This window comes from Vibrio sp. 1CM7H (assembly GCF_023161645.1).
Lineage (GTDB): Bacteria > Pseudomonadota > Gammaproteobacteria > Enterobacterales > Vibrionaceae > Vibrio > Vibrio diabolicus.
In genome coordinates, this window is the sequence record NZ_JALNTV010000002.1 from 675,223 (window position 1) to 693,068 (window position 17,846).

General features: G+C 44.6%; 19 protein-coding genes and 1 pseudogene. 2 read left to right on the forward strand and 18 right to left on the reverse strand.

Translation table 11 applies throughout. From position 1 onward, the window contains the following. Positions 1 to 7 precede the first annotated feature (7 nt). The 8 genes from MSG33_RS11325 to htpX form a co-directional block, all read right to left on the reverse strand. Positions 8 to 601: a chalcone isomerase family protein gene (locus tag MSG33_RS11325; protein WP_248381093.1), complete on the reverse strand. Its 594-nt coding sequence runs from the start codon at positions 599 to 601 to the stop codon at positions 8 to 10. Beyond that, complete coding sequence (locus MSG33_RS11330; protein ID WP_041852975.1) at positions 561 to 1,073, reverse strand: DUF2878 domain-containing protein; 513 nt, start codon at positions 1,071 to 1,073, stop codon at positions 561 to 563. Before MSG33_RS11330 ends, MSG33_RS11325 begins: the two co-directional genes overlap by 41 nt. 6 nt (positions 1,074 to 1,079) lie before the next feature. Beyond that, a complete protein-coding gene (locus MSG33_RS11335) occupies positions 1,080 to 2,336 on the reverse strand; it encodes a cyclopropane-fatty-acyl-phospholipid synthase family protein (RefSeq protein WP_054867767.1) in 1,257 nt (418 codons plus the stop codon). Continuing rightward, complete coding sequence (locus MSG33_RS11340; RefSeq protein WP_065645363.1) at positions 2,330 to 3,148, reverse strand: DUF1365 family protein; 819 nt, start codon at positions 3,146 to 3,148, stop codon at positions 2,330 to 2,332. The genes MSG33_RS11335 and MSG33_RS11340 overlap by 7 nt, the downstream gene beginning before the upstream one ends. A 1-nt stretch (position 3,149) precedes the next feature. Next, positions 3,150 to 4,460: an NAD(P)/FAD-dependent oxidoreductase gene (locus tag MSG33_RS11345; RefSeq protein ID WP_248381096.1), complete on the reverse strand. Its 1,311-nt coding sequence runs from the start codon at positions 4,458 to 4,460 to the stop codon at positions 3,150 to 3,152. Between the two features lie 12 nt (positions 4,461 to 4,472). Next, positions 4,473 to 5,198: an SDR family oxidoreductase gene (locus MSG33_RS11350; RefSeq protein WP_176320347.1), complete on the reverse strand. Its 726-nt coding sequence runs from the start codon at positions 5,196 to 5,198 to the stop codon at positions 4,473 to 4,475. Next, positions 5,195 to 5,614, reverse strand: coding sequence for a nuclear transport factor 2 family protein (locus tag MSG33_RS11355; protein WP_005390833.1), 420 nt, complete (start codon positions 5,612 to 5,614; stop codon positions 5,195 to 5,197). The genes MSG33_RS11350 and MSG33_RS11355 overlap by 4 nt, the downstream gene beginning before the upstream one ends. 224 nt (positions 5,615 to 5,838) lie before the next feature. Then, positions 5,839 to 6,708 (reverse strand): protease HtpX, encoded by an 870-nt coding sequence (gene htpX / locus MSG33_RS11360; RefSeq protein WP_248381099.1) that lies wholly within the window; start codon positions 6,706 to 6,708, stop codon positions 5,839 to 5,841. 507 nt (positions 6,709 to 7,215) lie between these two features. Here htpX and MSG33_RS11365 point away from each other — a divergent pair. Further along, positions 7,216 to 7,383 carry a hypothetical protein gene (locus MSG33_RS11365; RefSeq protein WP_005378215.1) on the forward strand — a complete coding sequence of 56 codons (168 nt, stop codon included), beginning with the start codon at positions 7,216 to 7,218 and terminating at the stop codon, positions 7,381 to 7,383. 76 nt (positions 7,384 to 7,459) lie between these two features. Here the strand turns inward: MSG33_RS11365 and bioD are convergent, their stop codons facing one another. Genes bioD through bioB form a run of 4 tightly spaced genes read right to left on the reverse strand, consistent with a single transcriptional unit; the run spans position 7,460 to position 11,139 of the window. Further along, entirely contained in the window at positions 7,460 to 8,146 is a 687-nt protein-coding gene (gene bioD, locus MSG33_RS11370) for a dethiobiotin synthase (RefSeq protein WP_005390831.1), read from the reverse strand. After that, a complete protein-coding gene (gene bioC / locus MSG33_RS11375) occupies positions 8,143 to 8,949 on the reverse strand; it encodes a malonyl-ACP O-methyltransferase BioC (protein ID WP_046874764.1) in 807 nt (268 codons plus the stop codon). The genes bioD and bioC overlap by 4 nt, the downstream gene beginning before the upstream one ends. Further along, positions 8,949 to 10,100, reverse strand: a complete 1,152-nt coding sequence (bioF, locus tag MSG33_RS11380) for an 8-amino-7-oxononanoate synthase (protein ID WP_248381102.1) — start codon at positions 10,098 to 10,100, stop codon at positions 8,949 to 8,951. The genes bioC and bioF overlap by 1 nt, the downstream gene beginning before the upstream one ends. Beyond that, a complete protein-coding gene (gene bioB / locus MSG33_RS11385) occupies positions 10,087 to 11,139 on the reverse strand; it encodes a biotin synthase BioB (RefSeq protein ID WP_012841957.1) in 1,053 nt (350 codons plus the stop codon). Before bioB ends, bioF begins: the two co-directional genes overlap by 14 nt. Positions 11,140 to 11,269: 130 nt before the next feature. Between bioB and bioA the strand changes: the two genes are divergently transcribed. Next, positions 11,270 to 12,550, forward strand: a complete 1,281-nt coding sequence (bioA, locus tag MSG33_RS11390) for an adenosylmethionine--8-amino-7-oxononanoate transaminase (protein ID WP_048626213.1) — start codon at positions 11,270 to 11,272, stop codon at positions 12,548 to 12,550. A 68-nt stretch (positions 12,551 to 12,618) separates the two neighbouring features. On the opposite strand, the pseudogene MSG33_RS11395 reads toward bioA, so the two are convergent. From MSG33_RS11395 to lolA, 6 genes and pseudogenes are all read right to left on the reverse strand, one after another. Further along, positions 12,619 to 12,885: pseudogene (locus MSG33_RS11395) on the reverse strand (DksA/TraR family C4-type zinc finger protein). A gap of 137 nt (positions 12,886 to 13,022) precedes the next feature. Next, positions 13,023 to 13,463 (reverse strand): hypothetical protein, encoded by a 441-nt coding sequence (locus tag MSG33_RS11400; RefSeq protein ID WP_182018982.1) that lies wholly within the window; start codon positions 13,461 to 13,463, stop codon positions 13,023 to 13,025. Further along, positions 13,457 to 14,188: an ATPase gene (locus tag MSG33_RS11405; protein ID WP_182018983.1), complete on the reverse strand. Its 732-nt coding sequence runs from the start codon at positions 14,186 to 14,188 to the stop codon at positions 13,457 to 13,459. Before MSG33_RS11405 ends, MSG33_RS11400 begins: the two co-directional genes overlap by 7 nt. Positions 14,189 to 14,394: 206 nt before the next feature. Continuing rightward, entirely contained in the window at positions 14,395 to 15,702 is a 1,308-nt protein-coding gene (gene serS, locus MSG33_RS11410; RefSeq protein WP_053807197.1) for a serine--tRNA ligase, read from the reverse strand. Positions 15,703 to 15,793: 91 nt separating this feature from the next. Beyond that, entirely contained in the window at positions 15,794 to 17,149 is a 1,356-nt protein-coding gene (locus MSG33_RS11415) for a replication-associated recombination protein A (protein ID WP_031780168.1), read from the reverse strand. Beyond that, the gene (gene lolA, locus MSG33_RS11420; RefSeq protein ID WP_047008580.1) at positions 17,150 to 17,776 is read right to left on the reverse strand and encodes an outer membrane lipoprotein chaperone LolA; all 627 of its coding nucleotides are present in this window, start codon (positions 17,774 to 17,776) and stop codon (positions 17,150 to 17,152) included. Between the last annotated feature and the right edge of the window lie 70 nt (positions 17,777 to 17,846).

Genomic DNA, 17,846 nt, shown 5'->3' on the forward strand with positions numbered 1-17,846 from the left:
TTAAGCACTATCTAACCTGCCCTATTAATTGTTTTCGAAGTTTTGGGAACTCTGTATTAGGTGACAACCATATAGACAAAAACGCATCGTTCATTCGCTCATCTTGAACGAAGCCGACTGTCTTAATTTGTGCAATGCCAGCTTGTCGGTAAAGAAGCTGACCAGTTTTACCATCGGTTAAGTAAGTAAGCTCATCCCCTTTTTTTATATCAGGGAACATACGGTTTAGTTCACTGATCCAACGTTTTCGATATGATTCAGTAAAACCAAGCTTTGCCCATTGCTCATCAGTTACATCAAGCAACTGCTGCTTGCTGATGTCTCTTTGATAGTTAATCTCCAATGCCAGAGGGTGTGGTGATACATCGCCATTTACAATGAACTTTCCATCAGGTGCGCTTAGTCGAGACTGATATATATCGAAGATGAACCATGTGAGTTGTGCCTCACCGACGGTTTTCCACCCCTTCCAATTCGACATCTTATCTGCGTTTTCACTGTTTCCAACTGGCTGAGCTTGTAGAGCAAAGGAGCCCATAACTACTAGAGAAGCAACTACCTTAATCAGCCTCTGGGTTAAATCTCTCTTCAAGCTTTTCATATCCGTATACCTTGAGTATCAAAAGTGTCATGGCAAACCATTCAGCAAATAGAATGACCAACGTGACGCTGGTATTAAATCCATATTCAACGACTTGGAGCTTGTAACCGGCGTAGTAACTGACGGTTCCTCCAACGCCACCTACAATTGATACGTAGATTTTTGGGAAACGGTACAAAACAGGCTTGAGCTGATAGGCATACCAAGAGAACAAAACCCAAAGGCACAACAACCAAATGGGTAACCATTGTGTTGGAAAGACAAAAACAGAAAACTGTTGATTGAGCGTATCGAGCACTACACCCGCCAAAACGATACTCGCGATGTGCTTCAAGGCAGAAGCGTCCGTCCTCCAACAATAGACAAGAGTAAGAAATGTTAAGATCAGTGTTAGCCACTGCCATTGATAGGTCCCAAGCACTGCAGAGAACCAACAGAGCTGGAACCATGTAGAGGCAATCAGCAACTTCATAACGGTTTAAGGTCGCTGGAATGTCATGTGAACGGCACTGATACTTCGAGCTAAAAACCCACCTTCACAATAACTAAGGTAGTAGCGCCACATGCGGACAAAGCGGTCGTCATAACCGAGAGAGCGTACGTGATCTTCAGCTTGATTAAATCTAGAGTGCCACTCGCTCAAGGTTTTCGCATAGTCCAGACCAATATCAAATAAGTCTCTCACCACCAAGTCACTGTATTTGGTCGCAGCTTGAGTTAAAGATGTAACCGAAGGTAAGAACCCACCTGGAAAGATGTATTTCTGGATAAAGTCAACGTTGTTACTGTAGTAATCATAACGCTGGTCAGCGATAGTGATGGCTTGAATTGCCATTAAACCACCCGGCTTGAGTAATGATTGGCATTGCTTGATGTAGGAAGGCAAAAATTGTTTTCCAACCGCTTCGATCATTTCTATCGAGACTAACTTATCGTAGTGACCCGAAAGGTCTCGATAGTCTTGTTTTAATAGAGTGATCTTGTCGCCCAAATTTCGCTCTCTAATTTTTTGTTCAGCGTAAGCATGCTGCTCTTCAGAAATCGTCGTTGTCGTTACATGACAACCATATTGCTCTGCCATGTAAATGGCCATAGCCCCCCACCCTGTACCGATCTCAATCACTCGATCGGATGGTTGAAGCTCAAGTTGCTGGCACAAACGATCCATTTTGTTGATTTGCGCTTGTTCCAAAGTATCGTTGTCTTGCACATATAAGGCCGATGAGTACAGCATGTTGTCGTCTAAAAATGACTCGTACAAATTGTTGCCCAAGTCGTAATGCGCATGAATGTTTTTACGAGAGTTCTCTTGAGAATTGCGATTGGTCCAATGACTGAACTTGTACAGTATTTTAGTCAGCCAACTTCCTTTCTCTTCAAGTTTATCTAGCGCTCGCATATTGAGAGCCATAAGTTTCATTAACGAGGTTAGATCCGGGCTGTCCCACCAACCATCCATATAAGCCTCACCCGCCGCAATGCTGCCACCTTGCAAGATTCGCGAGTAAAAGCCAGGATGCTTTACCTCAATCGTCGCCACAACAGGCTGACCGCTGTATTCACCGTTGGGCGCATTAAAGCGCTCGCTTCTTTCTTTCGTTTCCGTCTTAAAGCTTTCAATAACAGTTAAGCAGCCGATTTCCATTTTTTGCAGACATTGAAAAATAACTCCGCGAGCCGCCTTTTGTGTTGTCGTCAATTTGCGCGGCAATGTCATAGAACTGGTATTTAACATGCAGAATTCTCCTTGTGCTTTTTATTTTTTTTGTCTGTTTTTTTAGTGTCGGCTTCTATTTCGTCGTGTGTTGAATATTTAGGATGAGAATAAAAAGGCGCGCCTTTCACCCAAAGTTTTAATGCGTGCCAATAAATACCAACCATTACTTTTACCGTCTGTATTGGCGTAACGATCAAACACTTCGATAAGCTTTTGCTCGAAAACACTTGAGCTTTCATTGTCATCGTCGCATCAAAGTGCTTTTCGCTTTTGTGGCATTCAAGATGAATCCTTAACTTGTCCGTCAGTGGTTTAATCTTCCAGTGATACTGTTGGTCAATTGGATTAAACGGAGAAACATGAAAGGCTTTCTCTTGTTCCCATCCAAAGTTTTCATCGTTTTGCTCAGCAGCGACTGCGTAGTAATGACGCTCGTTCCAAGGTGTATTGCTGACTTCAGCTAAGAGGTATTTCCATTCCCCTTCTTTGTTATAAACGTAGTAGAAATTCACCGGACTAAAATAAAGTCCTAAATAGCGCAAATGACAAACAGCGATGACTTTGCCGGTACAACGAACACCTGTTAACTCTTCAATTTTGTCGTGCACGGCCACCTTTAAGCAGCCCTCACCAACATAGTCACTGCGTTTAAAGCGTGCCCAATGCCACCAACGAGAGCCAAAACCCCAAACTTTTTCCTCTAGTTTTTTTAGCTCATCGACGTCAATAGCTGGCATAAACAATGAGTAGTTCAATTCATGTTTTATCGGCGTGAACCTGCGATGTCGAACGTTGCCAACAAACAACTGGCTGTTCATTTGGCTATCCATATCACGCTGCACCTTTTTCTAAGTTGACAGCAGTTTGAACGCGATATTTCTCTTCAAGCCCTTTCACTACGTCCAATGCGCTGCGAACGCCATCCTCGTGGAAACCGTTGTACCAATAAGCGCCGCAGAACCAAGTATTGTTCAGCCCTTGCACCTCTTCTTTACGTTGCTGTGCAGCGATAGAGTCGGTGGAGAACACTGGATGGTGATAGGTAAACGTCCGTAATACTTTGCTCGGTTCGATCTGCTCAGTGCTATTTAGCGTGACACAGAATGTGTGCTCAGATTGAACATGTTGGAGAATATTCATGTTGTAAGTAAGCGAAGGGAGACGTTGCTGTTCGTCTTCACTGCCCTCCAGTAGGTAGTTCCACGAAGCCCACGCTGCTTTACGCTTTGGAAGTAAACTCGTATCAGTGTGAAGCACCACTTCATTCGCTTGATAAGCCATATTACCCAGCACCTCTTGCTCGACTGGGCTAATGTCACCTAACATGTTCATCGCTTGATCACTGTGACAAGCAAAGATGGCATCATCAAACCAGTGCATTTCACCGTTAACTTTTAAACCCACACCATTCTCACTACGGAGAACTTTTTCTACCGGACTATTGAGTCGAATTTTATCGATAAAACCTTGAGTCAAAGGTGGAATGTACTCACGAGAGCCACCTTTAATTACATACCATTGCGGCCTGTTAGTGACATCAAGCAATCCGTGATTTAAGAAAAAGCGAAGGAAAAACATCAGCGGAAATGCGCGCATATCCGCTAAAGTCGAAGACCAAATTGCAGCGCCCATCGGCAAAATGTAGTTATCTGAAAAGAAAGTACTGAAGTTGTGCTCATCAAGAAACTCACCTAGCGTCTGAGAATGACTCGATTGTTTGCTAGCGACGCTTTTGGCAAGTTTGTTGAAACGAAGGATCTCAAAGATAAAACGATAGTACTTAGGATTTACCCAATTGCGCTTTTGAGCAAATAATGTCGACACGGTGTGACCATTATATTCCAAGCCATTGCCGTCGTTTCTTACGCTGAAGCTCATCTGGGTTGGCAATCCTTCGACACCAATCTCGTTCATCATTTTGATGAAATTAGGATAAGTGCGATCGTTGTAAACGATAAATCCCGTATCAATCGCATATTCTTTACCATCGAGTTTTACATCCACCGTCGCGGTGTGCCCGCCAATGTAATCGTTAGCTTCAAATACGGTGACATCGTGCTCTTTATGTAGATAGTAACCACACGTAAGGCCAGAAATTCCGGTCCCCACAATCGCTATCTTCTTTCTTCCTGCTGTTTTCATTTTTATTCCTTCTTATGACACGAGTTTAGCAGTTAGGCGAGCTTGCCAACTGTATGGAAGTAACGAGATAAAACGTAAGATACTGGTAAACCTCGCGGGGAAATAGATGTGAGTCTTGTTGGCAGCCAACTGTTTTCTGATAGAGTTCGAGGCTTGCCGCGTAGAAATAATCATCGGCATTTCGAAGTCATTTTTGTCAGTTAACGGGGTTTCCACAAAGCCTGGGAACACGGTCACCACTTGAATGCCCTTCTTCTTCAAATCAACAGCTAATGTGCGAGCAAAGTAGCTCACAGCGGCCTTAGAAGCGCCGTAGGCTTCAGCCCTTGGTAACGCGACTTCTGAAGCAATAGAACCCACGATAACGATGCGATGCCCTTTATCTAAGTGTGGTTGGCAACCTTCTACGCAGTTGGCAACACCAACGACGTTTACATTCATCACACGCGCCATGAGTTTCGCGTCAACCACACCGTTGTCCATATACTCACAATCCCCTGCATTAAAAACCCAGGTACTCGGCGTGAAAGGCATACTGGACAGCGCCTGCTGAGTTTGTTCATGGTTTGTCACGTCAAACTGCAATGTATGGATATTAGAAGAAGCAGCCCCCAATTCAGCAAGAACGTCTTTGTTTCGCCCACAAGCAATAACGCTCCAATCAGAGTTCGCGTAATCTAAAGCCAGTTGCTTCCCTATTCCGGAGGTAGCGCCAGTGATTAAGATAGTATTGTTCATTGTCCTAACCTCTGCTTGATGGTTTTTACGACGGAGCCAAGTAAAGGTAAGTTTTCGTAAAGCATTTCTCCGAGATCAAAGTAATCTCGGTGATAAATAACTTGGCCTTCGCTGAATTTAAGATGCGACACACCATTAACGAGAATAGGTGCACCTTTTTGAAGTTTGGGATGCTGAAGATCCATGGTCCACGTTAGGAAGCCAGTATCTCCGACTTGTTGATGTTCGTGGATAACAAAGTCACAGCTTATGACGTTGGCATATAATGATGTGAAGTAATCTGAAAGTGCAGGCCACCCCTCTAAACGATGAGCAGCATCTTCAAATACGACATCTTGGTGATATACGTCTTTAAGCAGATGTAAGTTCGCTTTATTCAGCTTTTGATAGATATTGCCAACAGACTGTATGTCCATGTGTTTACTCCTACATGCCCATCAAGTTGTACAAAATTATTATATGTACAAGATAGTTCATTCCTTAAAAGTTGTACAAAAATTATTTTGTATAACTTTGTTTCTGTAGGTAGATACGTGATGGATCTCGCAAGCGATCAATCGATCAAAAAAAAGGCTTGGTCAAAACCAAGCCTTTTCAGGAAATTAACGATTACTTTCGTGTGCGCTGTCAGTTTTTACAACTAGTATTGCTGACTACGTAACGCTGCAATACGTTTATCTAGCGGAGGATGGCTCATCAGTAGCTCAGTCAATGACTGCTTGCCATTGATACCGAATGCCATCATTGTTCCATCAAGTTGAGATTCGTGACTCATCTTCAAACGTTCCAATGCCGCGATCATTTTCTCTTTACCAACTAAGTGAGCAGCACCTGCGTCGGCATGGAATTCGCGATGACGGCTGTACCACATGGTAATAAAGCTTGCCAAGAAACCAAACACTAGCTCAAGCACCATAGATACACCGAAGTAAACCATCATGTTTGTACCTTGACCTTCTTCATCATCGTTCGATGCCACAATATTGGCGATAAAACGGGATAGGAAGATAACAAACGTGTTCACAACGCCTTGCATCAATGTCATCGTGACCATGTCACCATTTGCAATATGGCTCACTTCGTGGGCCAGTACCGCTTCTGCTTCATCACGAGTCATATTGTGTAAAAGGCCAGTGGAAACCGCGACAAGAGAGTCATCTCGCTTTGCCCCCGTCGCGAATGCATTGATATCTGGTGAGTCATAAACAGCCACCGTTGGCATACCAATACCCGCTTGCTGAGCTTGACGACCCACAGTTTCGACTAACCAATGCTCAGTTTCGTTACGCGGACTTTCAATGACCATACCGCCAACCGAGCGCAGTGCCATGCCCTTTGACATCATCAACGAAATAAGTGCACCACCAAAACCAAATATGGCGGCCATAACTAGCAAACCAGAAAGACTGCCAGGTTGCATTCCAGTGGTAGCGTAAACAATATTCAGAACAACACTAAGCACTAGCACGACAGCTAGGTTAGTTGCTAGGAATAACATAATTCGCTTCATTACTTTTCTCCGAGGAAGCTTATCGTTTTTTTAAAACGGATTGTTATAAGGAACAGGTGGTAATCGCTGTAAAAGCCAATTCCGCTAAGTTTCATGCTCCGTGCGTTATAGATATAGTCTATCCGCGATAAAAACAAGGTTAAGCAATAAATTGCAACATTTGTTTTCGAGACTGAAAGATTATGTTCAAGCGATTTCTAGGCACGTTCTGATAAAAGCCATTACTCCATTCATATTCATTCCTTTCCGTAATGAAAAGTACTTTGAATTGCACCTCATCTATCAATGGATGACCTTGATGTTAAATCTATCACCTCTAGGCAACTTAGCTAGAAATATTTTACTAGACCAAAAACAGTATGTTAGCCCCGCTATAGACTTTGGTCTTATTGTGCGGCGACATGGACATGCTAGATTCAAATGAGATGAACAAAACAGAGCCACTCTAAGTACATTAAAAAGGTACATTAGGTAAGCTCAAAACTTCCATGTATTGAGGGAAAAACCATGGTAGAAACTAACGACTATCAAATGGCTATTGATTTACTACGTTGTCATCTAGGCATCTCAGAGGATGAGGCGAAGCAACAACTTGGTATTTCAACCGATCATCATATGTCTCAGCGTGTTGCAGAAACTCAGCAAGCATTGATGGGGCTTAGCCAAGATAAGTAATCTGATGTTATAGATTACACCAATAAAAAAAGGGCTGCATTACGCAGCCCTTTGGTTTTTAGTATTTTAAACACAATCAGTCAGTATTTAGCAAAGGCTCGACATTAATGTACTTGCCTAGCTCTTTGCGCTTAGCACTTGGAATGTATGGGATTTCGCCAAGCTTAGGCGCACCAATACGCGCTTCAAGCATCTCGATAATATCAGCATAGTGCTCGGTGCCAGGGTTCACTCGGTTTGCCACCCAACCAACAAGATTCAGGCCATCTGCTTTAATACTTTCTGCCGTGAGTAAAGCATGGCTCAAACAACCTAATTTAATACCAACCACCAAGACCACGGGTAACTGCTCTGCTTGTACCCAAGTAGATAAACAGTCGGTATCTGACACAGGCACACGCCAACCACCAGCGCCCTCAACGAGAACGACATCAGCTTGCTGCTTGTGTTGAGCCAGCTTTTCACTGAGGAGTTCGTATTTTATTTCGACATGTTCATGTTTTGCCGCGATGTGAGGAGAAGCAGGCAATTCTAAAGCGTATGGATTCACATCATCATAAGCGACATCGAGTGTCGCGGCCGCTTGTAAATGTAACGCGTCAGAGTTACGCCATCCAGCTTCAGTCTTATCACTCCCTGCTGCCACTGGTTTATAACCAATAGTGTTTAGTCCTTTTGCTGCCAACGCTTGCAAAATGGCTTTAGACGCTACCGTTTTTCCTACATCAGTATCCGTACCAGCAATAAAAAAAGCATCAATCATAGATGTATTACTCCAAAACAAACCTGATAACTTGCAGGTAGAAGACCTTGATCATTTTTAAACGCTTGGTACTCATGCTCAACTTGCAACAAAGTCTCTCGACTGGTTAAACCATGTGAGCGCCCGCTTACGTGATTTGCACCTATACCTTTGAGGTCACGCATAACTGAAAATGCTGAGTCGTACCAAACTGTGATGGTGGTCAAGTCTAGTTGATGGTTGTCACATCGAGATTGCGCTAACGCAATTTTTACCTGATTGAGCGATAGAAAGTTATTGACGTGTTGATATGCATCAATTTTTTTCCATGATGCTCGCAACTCGCACAGTGACCCTTCAGCTAGGGTAGAAAAAGCCGCCTTCCCATTAGCTTTTAGTACACGACGAACTTCTCTCAGGGGATAACTTAAATCGGCACACCATTGCAAAGCCAAGCTAGAGAATACGTAGTCGAAGCTTGTATCGTCGAAAGGCAAGTTTTCTGCGTCGGCTAGCACATAATTCATTCGTTCATGGCCACAGCGCACCATAGCTTTGCTTAACATCTCTTGAGAGATGTCCACACAAAACACCTCAGCGCCACGCTCTTGAAGAAGTTGAGAAAAATAGCCAGTACCACATCCTAAATCCAAAACACGTTTATGAGTTAAGTCATTCGGAAGTTTGTCTAGTAAGCGATGGCCGACATCACGCTGGAAAGCAGCATGTTTGTCGTACGTGTTAGCTGCTTTACTAAAGGAAGCGGCGATCGCTTGTTTATTAGGCAGTAAGCAATCCAACTTCATTTGCTCTGCATTATCCATTACTGCGTTCCTAATGCTTGCTTCAATGCCATTGAAAGCGTTTTAACTTGTTCGTTAGTGTGATTAGCAGTGAGTGTGATTCGCAGACGAGACGTCCCTTTCGGAACTGTTGGAGGACGAATAGCAGTAACCCAAATACCGTTTTGGCGACAAGCACCTGCTACTCGCAAAGCCAAATCAGATTCACCAATCACAAACGGCTTAATCGAAGTTTGAGTCTCAACAAAGCCCTCAACGTCGTTGAGGCTATCTCGATACACTTCACTTAACTCTGTGAGCTTTTCACGTCGCCAAGACTGCTCTTGAACCATCGAGACAGCATGCGTGAGCGCATAGGCTTGTGCCGGAGGCATCGCCGTGGAATACACATGGTGACGAGCAAACTGAGTTAAAAAGTCCCCCGTTGTGTGGTCACATAAAATAGCCGCGCCAGACATACCAAACGCTTTGCCGAAAGTCACGATCAGTATCTCGGGTTTAACCGCTGCCAACTCGCAAGAACCACCACCAGATTGGCCAAGAACGCCGATACCGTGTGCATCATCGACGGCGAACCAAGCATCATGACTGCTAACGACTTCAGCTATATCAGCAAGTGGGGCACAATCACCGTCCATGCTGAATACCCCTTCAGTCACAACTAGATGGTTGTCTTCGCTATTAATCAGCGACTTCAGGTGTTCGATGTCATTGTGCTTGAAGCGCTTCATCTTAGCTGGTGACAGCGCCCCCGCTTCGATCAACGAGGCATGGTTCAAACGGTCTTGGATGAGTACGTCTGATTTTTCTAACAAGGTGAACAACAAGGCTTGATTAGCACTGAATCCAGAACCAAACAGAATTGCTCTGTCGTAACCCAGCCATTCGGTCAGTGCGGCTTCTAAATTGCTGTGCGCGTCACTAAAACCAGTCACCATCGGTGATGCTCCACTGCCACTACCATATACGCTTAAACCTTGCTGCCAAGCACGAACAAGCGCTTGGTCATTAGCCAAGCCTAAATAATCATTACTTGAGAAGTTGATGTAGCGTCTGCCTTCGTGTTCCAAAACGGACTGGTTACCGGCAAACACCACATTCATAGAACGATTCAACCCTTGCGTCTTACGCTCAGCAAGGGCGGACTCGATACGAGATTTAAACGCTGGCATCGTAGAAAAGGTCGTCTTTTGTCGGACGAGCAGCAACGCGCTCTACGACGCGATCCAGCAACTCGTTTTCTTCGATTTCATCAGGTTTTTGAGACACCTCTTGGCTGTTAATGCCGAGCTTGTCGAACAGCATCATGTCTTTGTCTTCAGAAGGGTTTGGCGTGGTCAGAAGTTTGCAACCATAGAAGACGGAGTTTGCACCCGCCATAAAACACAGCGCTTGCATTTGTTCGTTCATGTTTTCACGACCAGCCGATAAACGGACTGCGGATTGGGGCATCATAATTCGTGCTATTGCAATCAGACGAATAAAGTCGAACGGCTCAACGTCGTCCACTTCTTCCAATGGTGTACCCTTCACCTTAACCAGCATGTTGATTGGCACACTTTCAGGATGTACTGGCAAATTAGCCAGTTCAACCAACAAACCTGCTCGGTCGTTAGCACTTTCACCCATGCCGATGATGCCACCGGAACAGATCTTCATGCCAGCATCACGAACGTGAGACAAAGTGTCTAAACGGTCTTGGTAAGTACGTGTGGTAATGATGTTGCCGTAAAACTCAGGTGAGGTATCTAGGTTGTGGTTGTAGTAATCCAGACCAGCAGTTGCCAATTGCTTTGCTTGATCTGGCGTCAGCATGCCTAATGTCATACACGTTTCTAAACCCATGCCCTTCACGCCTTTGATCATGTCGGTCAAATGCGGCATGTCACGCTCTTTCGGGTTTTTCCATGCTGCACCCATACAGAATCGAGTAGAACCAGCATTTTTGGCTTTTTGCGCAGCATCGAGTACGCGTTCTACTTCCATCAAACGCTCTTTCTCGATGTCTGTGGTGTAACGAGCACTCTGAGGACAGTACTTACAATCTTCTGGACAAGCACCTGTCTTAATCGACAGAAGCGTGCTTACTTGAACATGGTTGGTTTGTTGATATTGACGATGTACAAGCTGCGCTTCGAATAGGAGATCCATGAATGGTTTTTCCATGAGATCGCGCACTTCAGCATGCGTCCAGTTATGACGAACTTCCACGTGTATTCCTTTAGTCACTTTTGTTGTTGTGTTGACAGTCTACTGAGTCTCGATAAACTGTCAACACAACACAAAATAACAAAGTTTACACCTGTTTATTTTTTAATCTTAATTGTTATTGGAATCGCACATGGATCTCGCCTTCGACCGCCAGCATATCTGGCATCCTTACACTTCGACATTGACACCTCTGACCTGCTACCCAGTGGCATCGGCAAATGGTGTTCACATTAAATTGGAAGACGGTACTGAACTGGTCGACGGCATGTCTTCTTGGTGGTCGACGATCCACGGCTATAACCATCCGCACTTAAATCAAGCGGCTCACCAGCAAATCGATCAGGTCTCTCACGTGATGTTTGGCGGGATTACCCACCAGCCAGCAATCAGTTTGTGTAAGAAGTTGCTACCCCTAGCCCCAAGTAATCTTGAACATGTATTCCTTGCCGATTCAGGTTCCGTTGCCGTAGAAGTCAGCTTAAAAATGGCACTGCAATATTGGCATGCAAAAGGCGAACGCCGACCGAAGTTTCTTACTTTGCGACACGGTTATCACGGCGATACGTTTGCGGCGATGTCGGTTACCGATCCTGACAACTCAATGCACTCTCTCTACAAAGGCTTTTTGCCTGAGCATATCTTTGCGGAGTCACCAACTTGTGGTTATTGGGATAAATGGAAGCCAGAAGACCTTACCGACTTCGAGCACAAGATTGAAACGCACCATCAAGAACTTGCTGCGGTGATCCTTGAGCCTATCGTTCAAGGCGCAGGTGGCATGCGTATCTACCATCCCGAATTTCTCAAAGGCGTGCGTAGACTTTGCGACAAATACGGTTTGTTATTGATTGCAGATGAGATCGCTACCGGTTTTGGACGCACAGGCAAATTGTTTGCCTGCGAACATGCAGATATTCAACCAGACATTCTGTGTGTCGGGAAAGCACTCACTGGCGGCTACATGACCCTCTCTGCGACCCTCGCGAGCAAACACGTAGCAGACACTGTTTGTGGTGGTGATGCTGGTTGTTTTATGCACGGTCCAACCTTTATGGGGAATCCACTCGCTTGTGCTGTAGCTACTGCAAGTTTGGAATTGATCGAGCAAGGTGATTGGAAGCAACAAACCCAACAAATTGAAACGCTGTTTTCTGAGTTACTACCAAAACTTGAAGAATACGACTTGGTGAAAAACACCCGTTGGTTGGGTGCTATTGGCGTAGTGGAGACGCATCGCCCTGTAAATATGGAAACCATCCAAGCCTTGTTTGTTGAACACGGAGTTTGGATTCGCCCATTTGGCAAACTGATTTATATGATGCCGCCGTTCATCAGCAAGCCGGAAGATATTGAAAAGTTAGTGAATGCGATTGATGCTGCGTTACAACGCAAAGACTGCTTCGCTTCATAGTTCAATTCAAAATGAAAACGGTTGAGTATGAGACTCAAACCGTCTCGTTATTTATTAGAGCAGTAAAGCTATCGAAGTTGACTGTCTTTACTCGCTCGTCGATTAAATAATACTTGGCGTTGAGAGACCAATTCGATAGTTGACTGACATGCGATACACAAACGAACGCCTTTCATTGCAAGACGACGAGCTTCCGGAATCTCATCACCACATTCATCGCAGTAATGGGCGCTCTAACCCTTTGTGATACTGCCACGAACACGGGAAATTTCGTCGTCTATTGTGTTTTGAATTTGTTGGCTGACGCTATCGTCGTTTGCCCACCCTACGGCCATAAGCCCTCCTCGTTACTTGAATGAGAAAATCTACTTACCGTGATAAGGTGGATAATTATATCGATTACAAATAACAAGATAATTAGGGTAAATTCGAAAACACTATTACGCTTTGGTAATAATTACTCTGCAATCGATTATTCGGCACTCTCATGGAAAAGCAATGCAAGGTTACTCATACTCCCTTCCTCACATTCAAAGTACTGCGTTTGCTCAGGCTCTCTCAAAGTAACACTGAGTATCTTCTCTACCTCACCTAACTCCTCGCTAAAGTACTCACTGACTAATATGACGCGCTCACCAATACTAAATTCCAGTGACTTCTCATCTACCAACGCTCGATGATAATGTTCAACACGATAATCTTGAGGTTTTATCCGCTGTAAAACAGAGCTTTGATTCTCAATGGACTCATCAAAGATAATCCCACCTTTGCCTTGCTCTATAAAAATACTAAAGTTCATAGTTTGGTTCACTGAGCATTCAAAGACTTTTCTGGGCGAGGTGTTAGCAACAGCAAACGTGCTCATCATCGCAACACTTAAACCCAAAGTGACCGCCAATCGTTTCATTACCATTCAGCCAACACTGTAAATAGCGCTTGTTCAGACATACGGGTTAATACATATCCGTGTGAAGATGAATACGAGCCACTGAGTACACTATTCTCTTTCTCAATAACGATATCCTCGATGCCGTCAGCGTTGTAATCACCTTTTGCGGTAACGGTAATAACCTGAAAGCCATCAGTCGAATCGTAATACTCTGCTCTGACTTCACTGATGACCTGAGTTCTTTGGATATGGTCTGCTTCATCCCACGTTGATAGTGTCTTTGCTTTCTCTGCACTTTCGTCAGAAATAACAAAAGCAAGTGCACTTGGAGCGAAATTAGGAAAGGTATCGTCTAACTTAAAGTCTGATATAAATGAGCGCTTAGAGGCAGCTAACTTTGCCATCTCACTCCATGTTTGGCACTGAGTTAAATATGCTTTAAACGCGCCGTATTCATAGGCTTTTGCCGCAGTAAAGCCCGTAGAGTATGCCGTAGCTAAGTCTTGGCAATTAGATACTAGTTTTTCTTCATCAGATGCACGTTTCAATTCAAGTTCATAGCCCCAATCGAGTGAGTTACGAAGTTGCATATTTTCTTTGGAAGGTTGCGCTATTTCGCGCGCGAAAAAGCGATCGGTTCGCTCACTATCTAAGTATTGAGGCTGAATAAGTTCACTTGCGATAACACTCTTACTAACGAGCAAAGTAAGCGCAAAAATAACAAGCAATGAAAGATGATTTACTGGCATAACGTTTAACAACAAGGGCAAATGATGCCATTAGCTTGTCACGTGAAAAACCGTTTAGAAAAATATCATTTGTCTCGTACTGCTAGATTCTGGGCGAGCTCTTCACTATTGCGTGTGCTAATTACATAACAACGTATTTTCACTCGACGCAAATAACAAAAAACCCAGCACTATGGCTGGGTTTTGGTGTTCTAGTGGCTAATGCATTAACCGATGTGCGTTGCGCCGCCCATGTACTTCTGAAGTACTGCAGGGATTGCAATGCGACCGTCTGCTTCTTGGTTGTTTTCTAGGATAGCAACCATGGTACGACCAACTGCTAGACCAGAACCGTTTAGCGTGTGTACAAGCTCAGGTTTCTTCTCGCCTTTACGACGGAAACGCGCTTGCATACGACGAGCTTGGAAGTCCCACATGTTAGAACATGAAGAGATTTCACGGTAAGTTTCTTGAGCAGGAACCCAAACTTCTAGGTCGTAAGTTTTACGAGCGCCGAAGCCCATGTCACCTGTACAAAGAACCACTTTACGGTAAGGAAGTTCTAGAAGTTGTAGAACTTTCTCAGCGTGACCTGTTAGCTCTTCTAGCGCATTCATTGAATCTTCTGGCTTAGTGATTTGTACTAGCTCAACTTTGTCGAACTGGTGCATACGAATCAGACCACGAGTATCACGACCGTATGAACCCGCTTCTGAACGGAAACACGGCGTGTGAGCTGTCATCTTAATTGGTAGATCCGCTTCGTCAGAAATCGTGTCACGAACTAGGTTCGTTACTGGTACTTCTGCCGTAGGAATTAGCGACAGTTTACGTGGCTCTTCGTCGTTTACTTTTTCCGCTAGAGGCTCTGTGTGGAAAAGGTCTTTACCGAACTTAGGAAGCTGGCCAGTACCGAATAGGCTGTCAGAGTTTACTAGGTAAGGTACGTACATTTCAGTGTAGCCATGTTCTTCTGTGTGAAGATCTAGCATGAACTGAGCGATTGCACGGTGTAGACGAGCAAATTGGCCTTTCATCACGATGAAACGTGCGCCAGTGATCTTAACTGCACTTGCGAAGTCTAGACCGCCACCCATTTCACCTAGGTCAACATGGTCTTTTAGTTCGAAGTCGTAAGTCTTAGGCTCACCCCAACGAGAGATTTCGACGTTGTCGTTTTCATCTTTACCATCTGGCACTTCATCAGCAGGGATGTTTGGTACAGAAAGCGTGAATTCGTCTAGTTGAGCCATTACTTGCTCAAGTTCAACTTTCTTCGCATCAAGATCGCTACCTAGAGTACCGATTTGTTTCTTGATCTCTTCTGCGCCTTCTTTGTCGCCTGCTGCCATTTTTTGGCCGATTTGCTTGGAGATGGAGTTACGCGTGGATTGTAAATTTTCTACTTCTACTTGAATGGACTTACGTTGTTCTTCAAGTTTACGAATAGTCTCTACGTCTAGCTTAAAGCCACGACGCGCCAGTTTAGCAGCTGTTTCATCCAGCTCTGTACGAAGTAATTTAGAATCCAGCATTGTTAATCCTATGCTTTTTGTTGTGAAATCACGCGCACTTTCCAAGCGTACGCGTTAAAAAAATTTACTGAACAAATGTATCCAAAAACGCCTACTTTTCATAGCGCTTTTGTTGGCTATTTGCGTCTAATTTAGCCAAGTAATCTAACTTTTCGCCGATTTTGGTTTCTAGACCGCGATTTGTTGGCTGATAATACTTACGATCCGCCATTTCTGGTGGCAAATATTGCTCACCGGCTGCATAGGCACCCGGCTCATCGTGAGCATAACGATACTCTGCTCCATAACCCATGTCTTTCATCAAACTGGTAGGTGCATTTCGAAGGTGATGAGGCACTTCATATTCAGGTAAGTTATGAGCATCTGTGAGCGCTTGTTTCCATGCCACGTACACCGCATTACTTTTTGGCGCGCACGCTAAGTAAACGATCGCCTGCGCAATCGCGCGTTCACCTTCTGCTGGACCAACGCGTGTAAAACAGTCCCACGCGGAGAGTGCAACTTGCATGGCTCTAGGGTCCGCATTGCCGACATCTTCCGATGCTATCGCAAGTAATCGGCGAGCGATGTAGAGCGGATCACAACCTGCAGCGATCATACGTGCAGCCCAATACAAAGCGGCGTCTGGATTTGAACCACGAATGGATTTGTGAACCGCAGAGATTAAGTCGTACCAGATATCACCTTTGTTATCAAAGCGAGAGACCTTTTCTCCCGCCACTTCCGCAAGCAACTTAAGCGTGATTTCTTTTTCACCCTGCGCATTGTCTTCTGCCATATCGTATAGCAGCTCAAGGTAGTTGAGAGACATGCGAGCATCACCGTTAACTAGCTCTGCTAGGCGATCTAGTACGTTATCGGCGAAATGTGCTGGTATATTCCCCAAGCCGCGATCTTTGTCGTTAATCGCTTGATCAAGCGCCAGCGATATTTCGCTCTGGCCAAGAGAAGTCAACTTATAAACGCGAGCACGCGAGAGTAATGCGTTGTTTAACTCAAACGAAGGGTTCTCTGTGGTCGCACCGATAAACGTAACCGTACCGTCTTCAATATGCGGTAAAAACGCATCTTGCTGCGATTTGTTAAAGCGATGCACCTCATCCACGAATAAGATAGTGCGGCGACCTGCCATTTTGTTCTCACGCGCTTTGTCGATCGCAGCACGGATCTCTTTAACGCCAGACGTCACCGCAGATACACGCTCAACTTCGGCGTTGGCATAGTTTGCTGCCACTTCCGCTAATGTCGTTTTGCCTGTGCCTGGTGGTCCCCAAAGGATCATCGAGTGAATGTGTCCCGCCTCTAGCGCTCGGCGTAGGGGTTTACCCGGACCTAAAATATGCTGCTGCCCAATATACTGTTCGATTGTTTGTGGTCTCATACGAGCAGCAAGGGGACGAAAATCTTCGTCCCCTGAGAAATCTAACGTGTAATTACTCACTACCAATTAATTCCTTTGGTCATCCACTTCCACGCCATCTGGAATTGTGAATGTAAATCTGTCTACCTTTGGTTTACCAAGCTTAACATTACTAAAAGTAAACAGCCCTTTCTGACCATCTTGCTCAATGACGTTAAAGCCTTTCACTACGCCTTTTGTATCAATATTAATCTGGAATTGGCCTTGAGTAGAGTCAATTGCCGTTGGAATGAGCGTAAACTCATTACCTTTCTGAGAAATCTTATAGTTATCCCAATCGCTTGCTCTATTGCGAGTTAACAGCACAAATGGTGTTTGCTCGGTCGCTTGCTCTTGCCAGTAAATGCTTACTTGCTCAATGAATGGGCTGTAATACCACAACGTCTTACCGTCAGATACTAAAAGGTTTTCATCAGGAAAAGTCGTACTCCAACGGAACAAGCTTGGACGAGCGATTTCAACTGTGCCCTCACCTTCCATTACCGTTTCACCTTCAGGGCTGATCACTTGCTGGGAGAAATCGGCACTGAAACCTTCGTTCATTGCGAGACGTTTATTGAGTTCATCTTTGGGAGATGCTGCATTCGCAGCTGAGAAGAAAGAAACACTTAAAACTAGCGCTGAGAAAAATTTCGCTGAAAATCGTTTTTTCATTCAGATACCTATCAGAGGGTCAAAGACCTAAAGTTACTCACCTCAGTTGGACTGAAGTGAGTAAAACAAG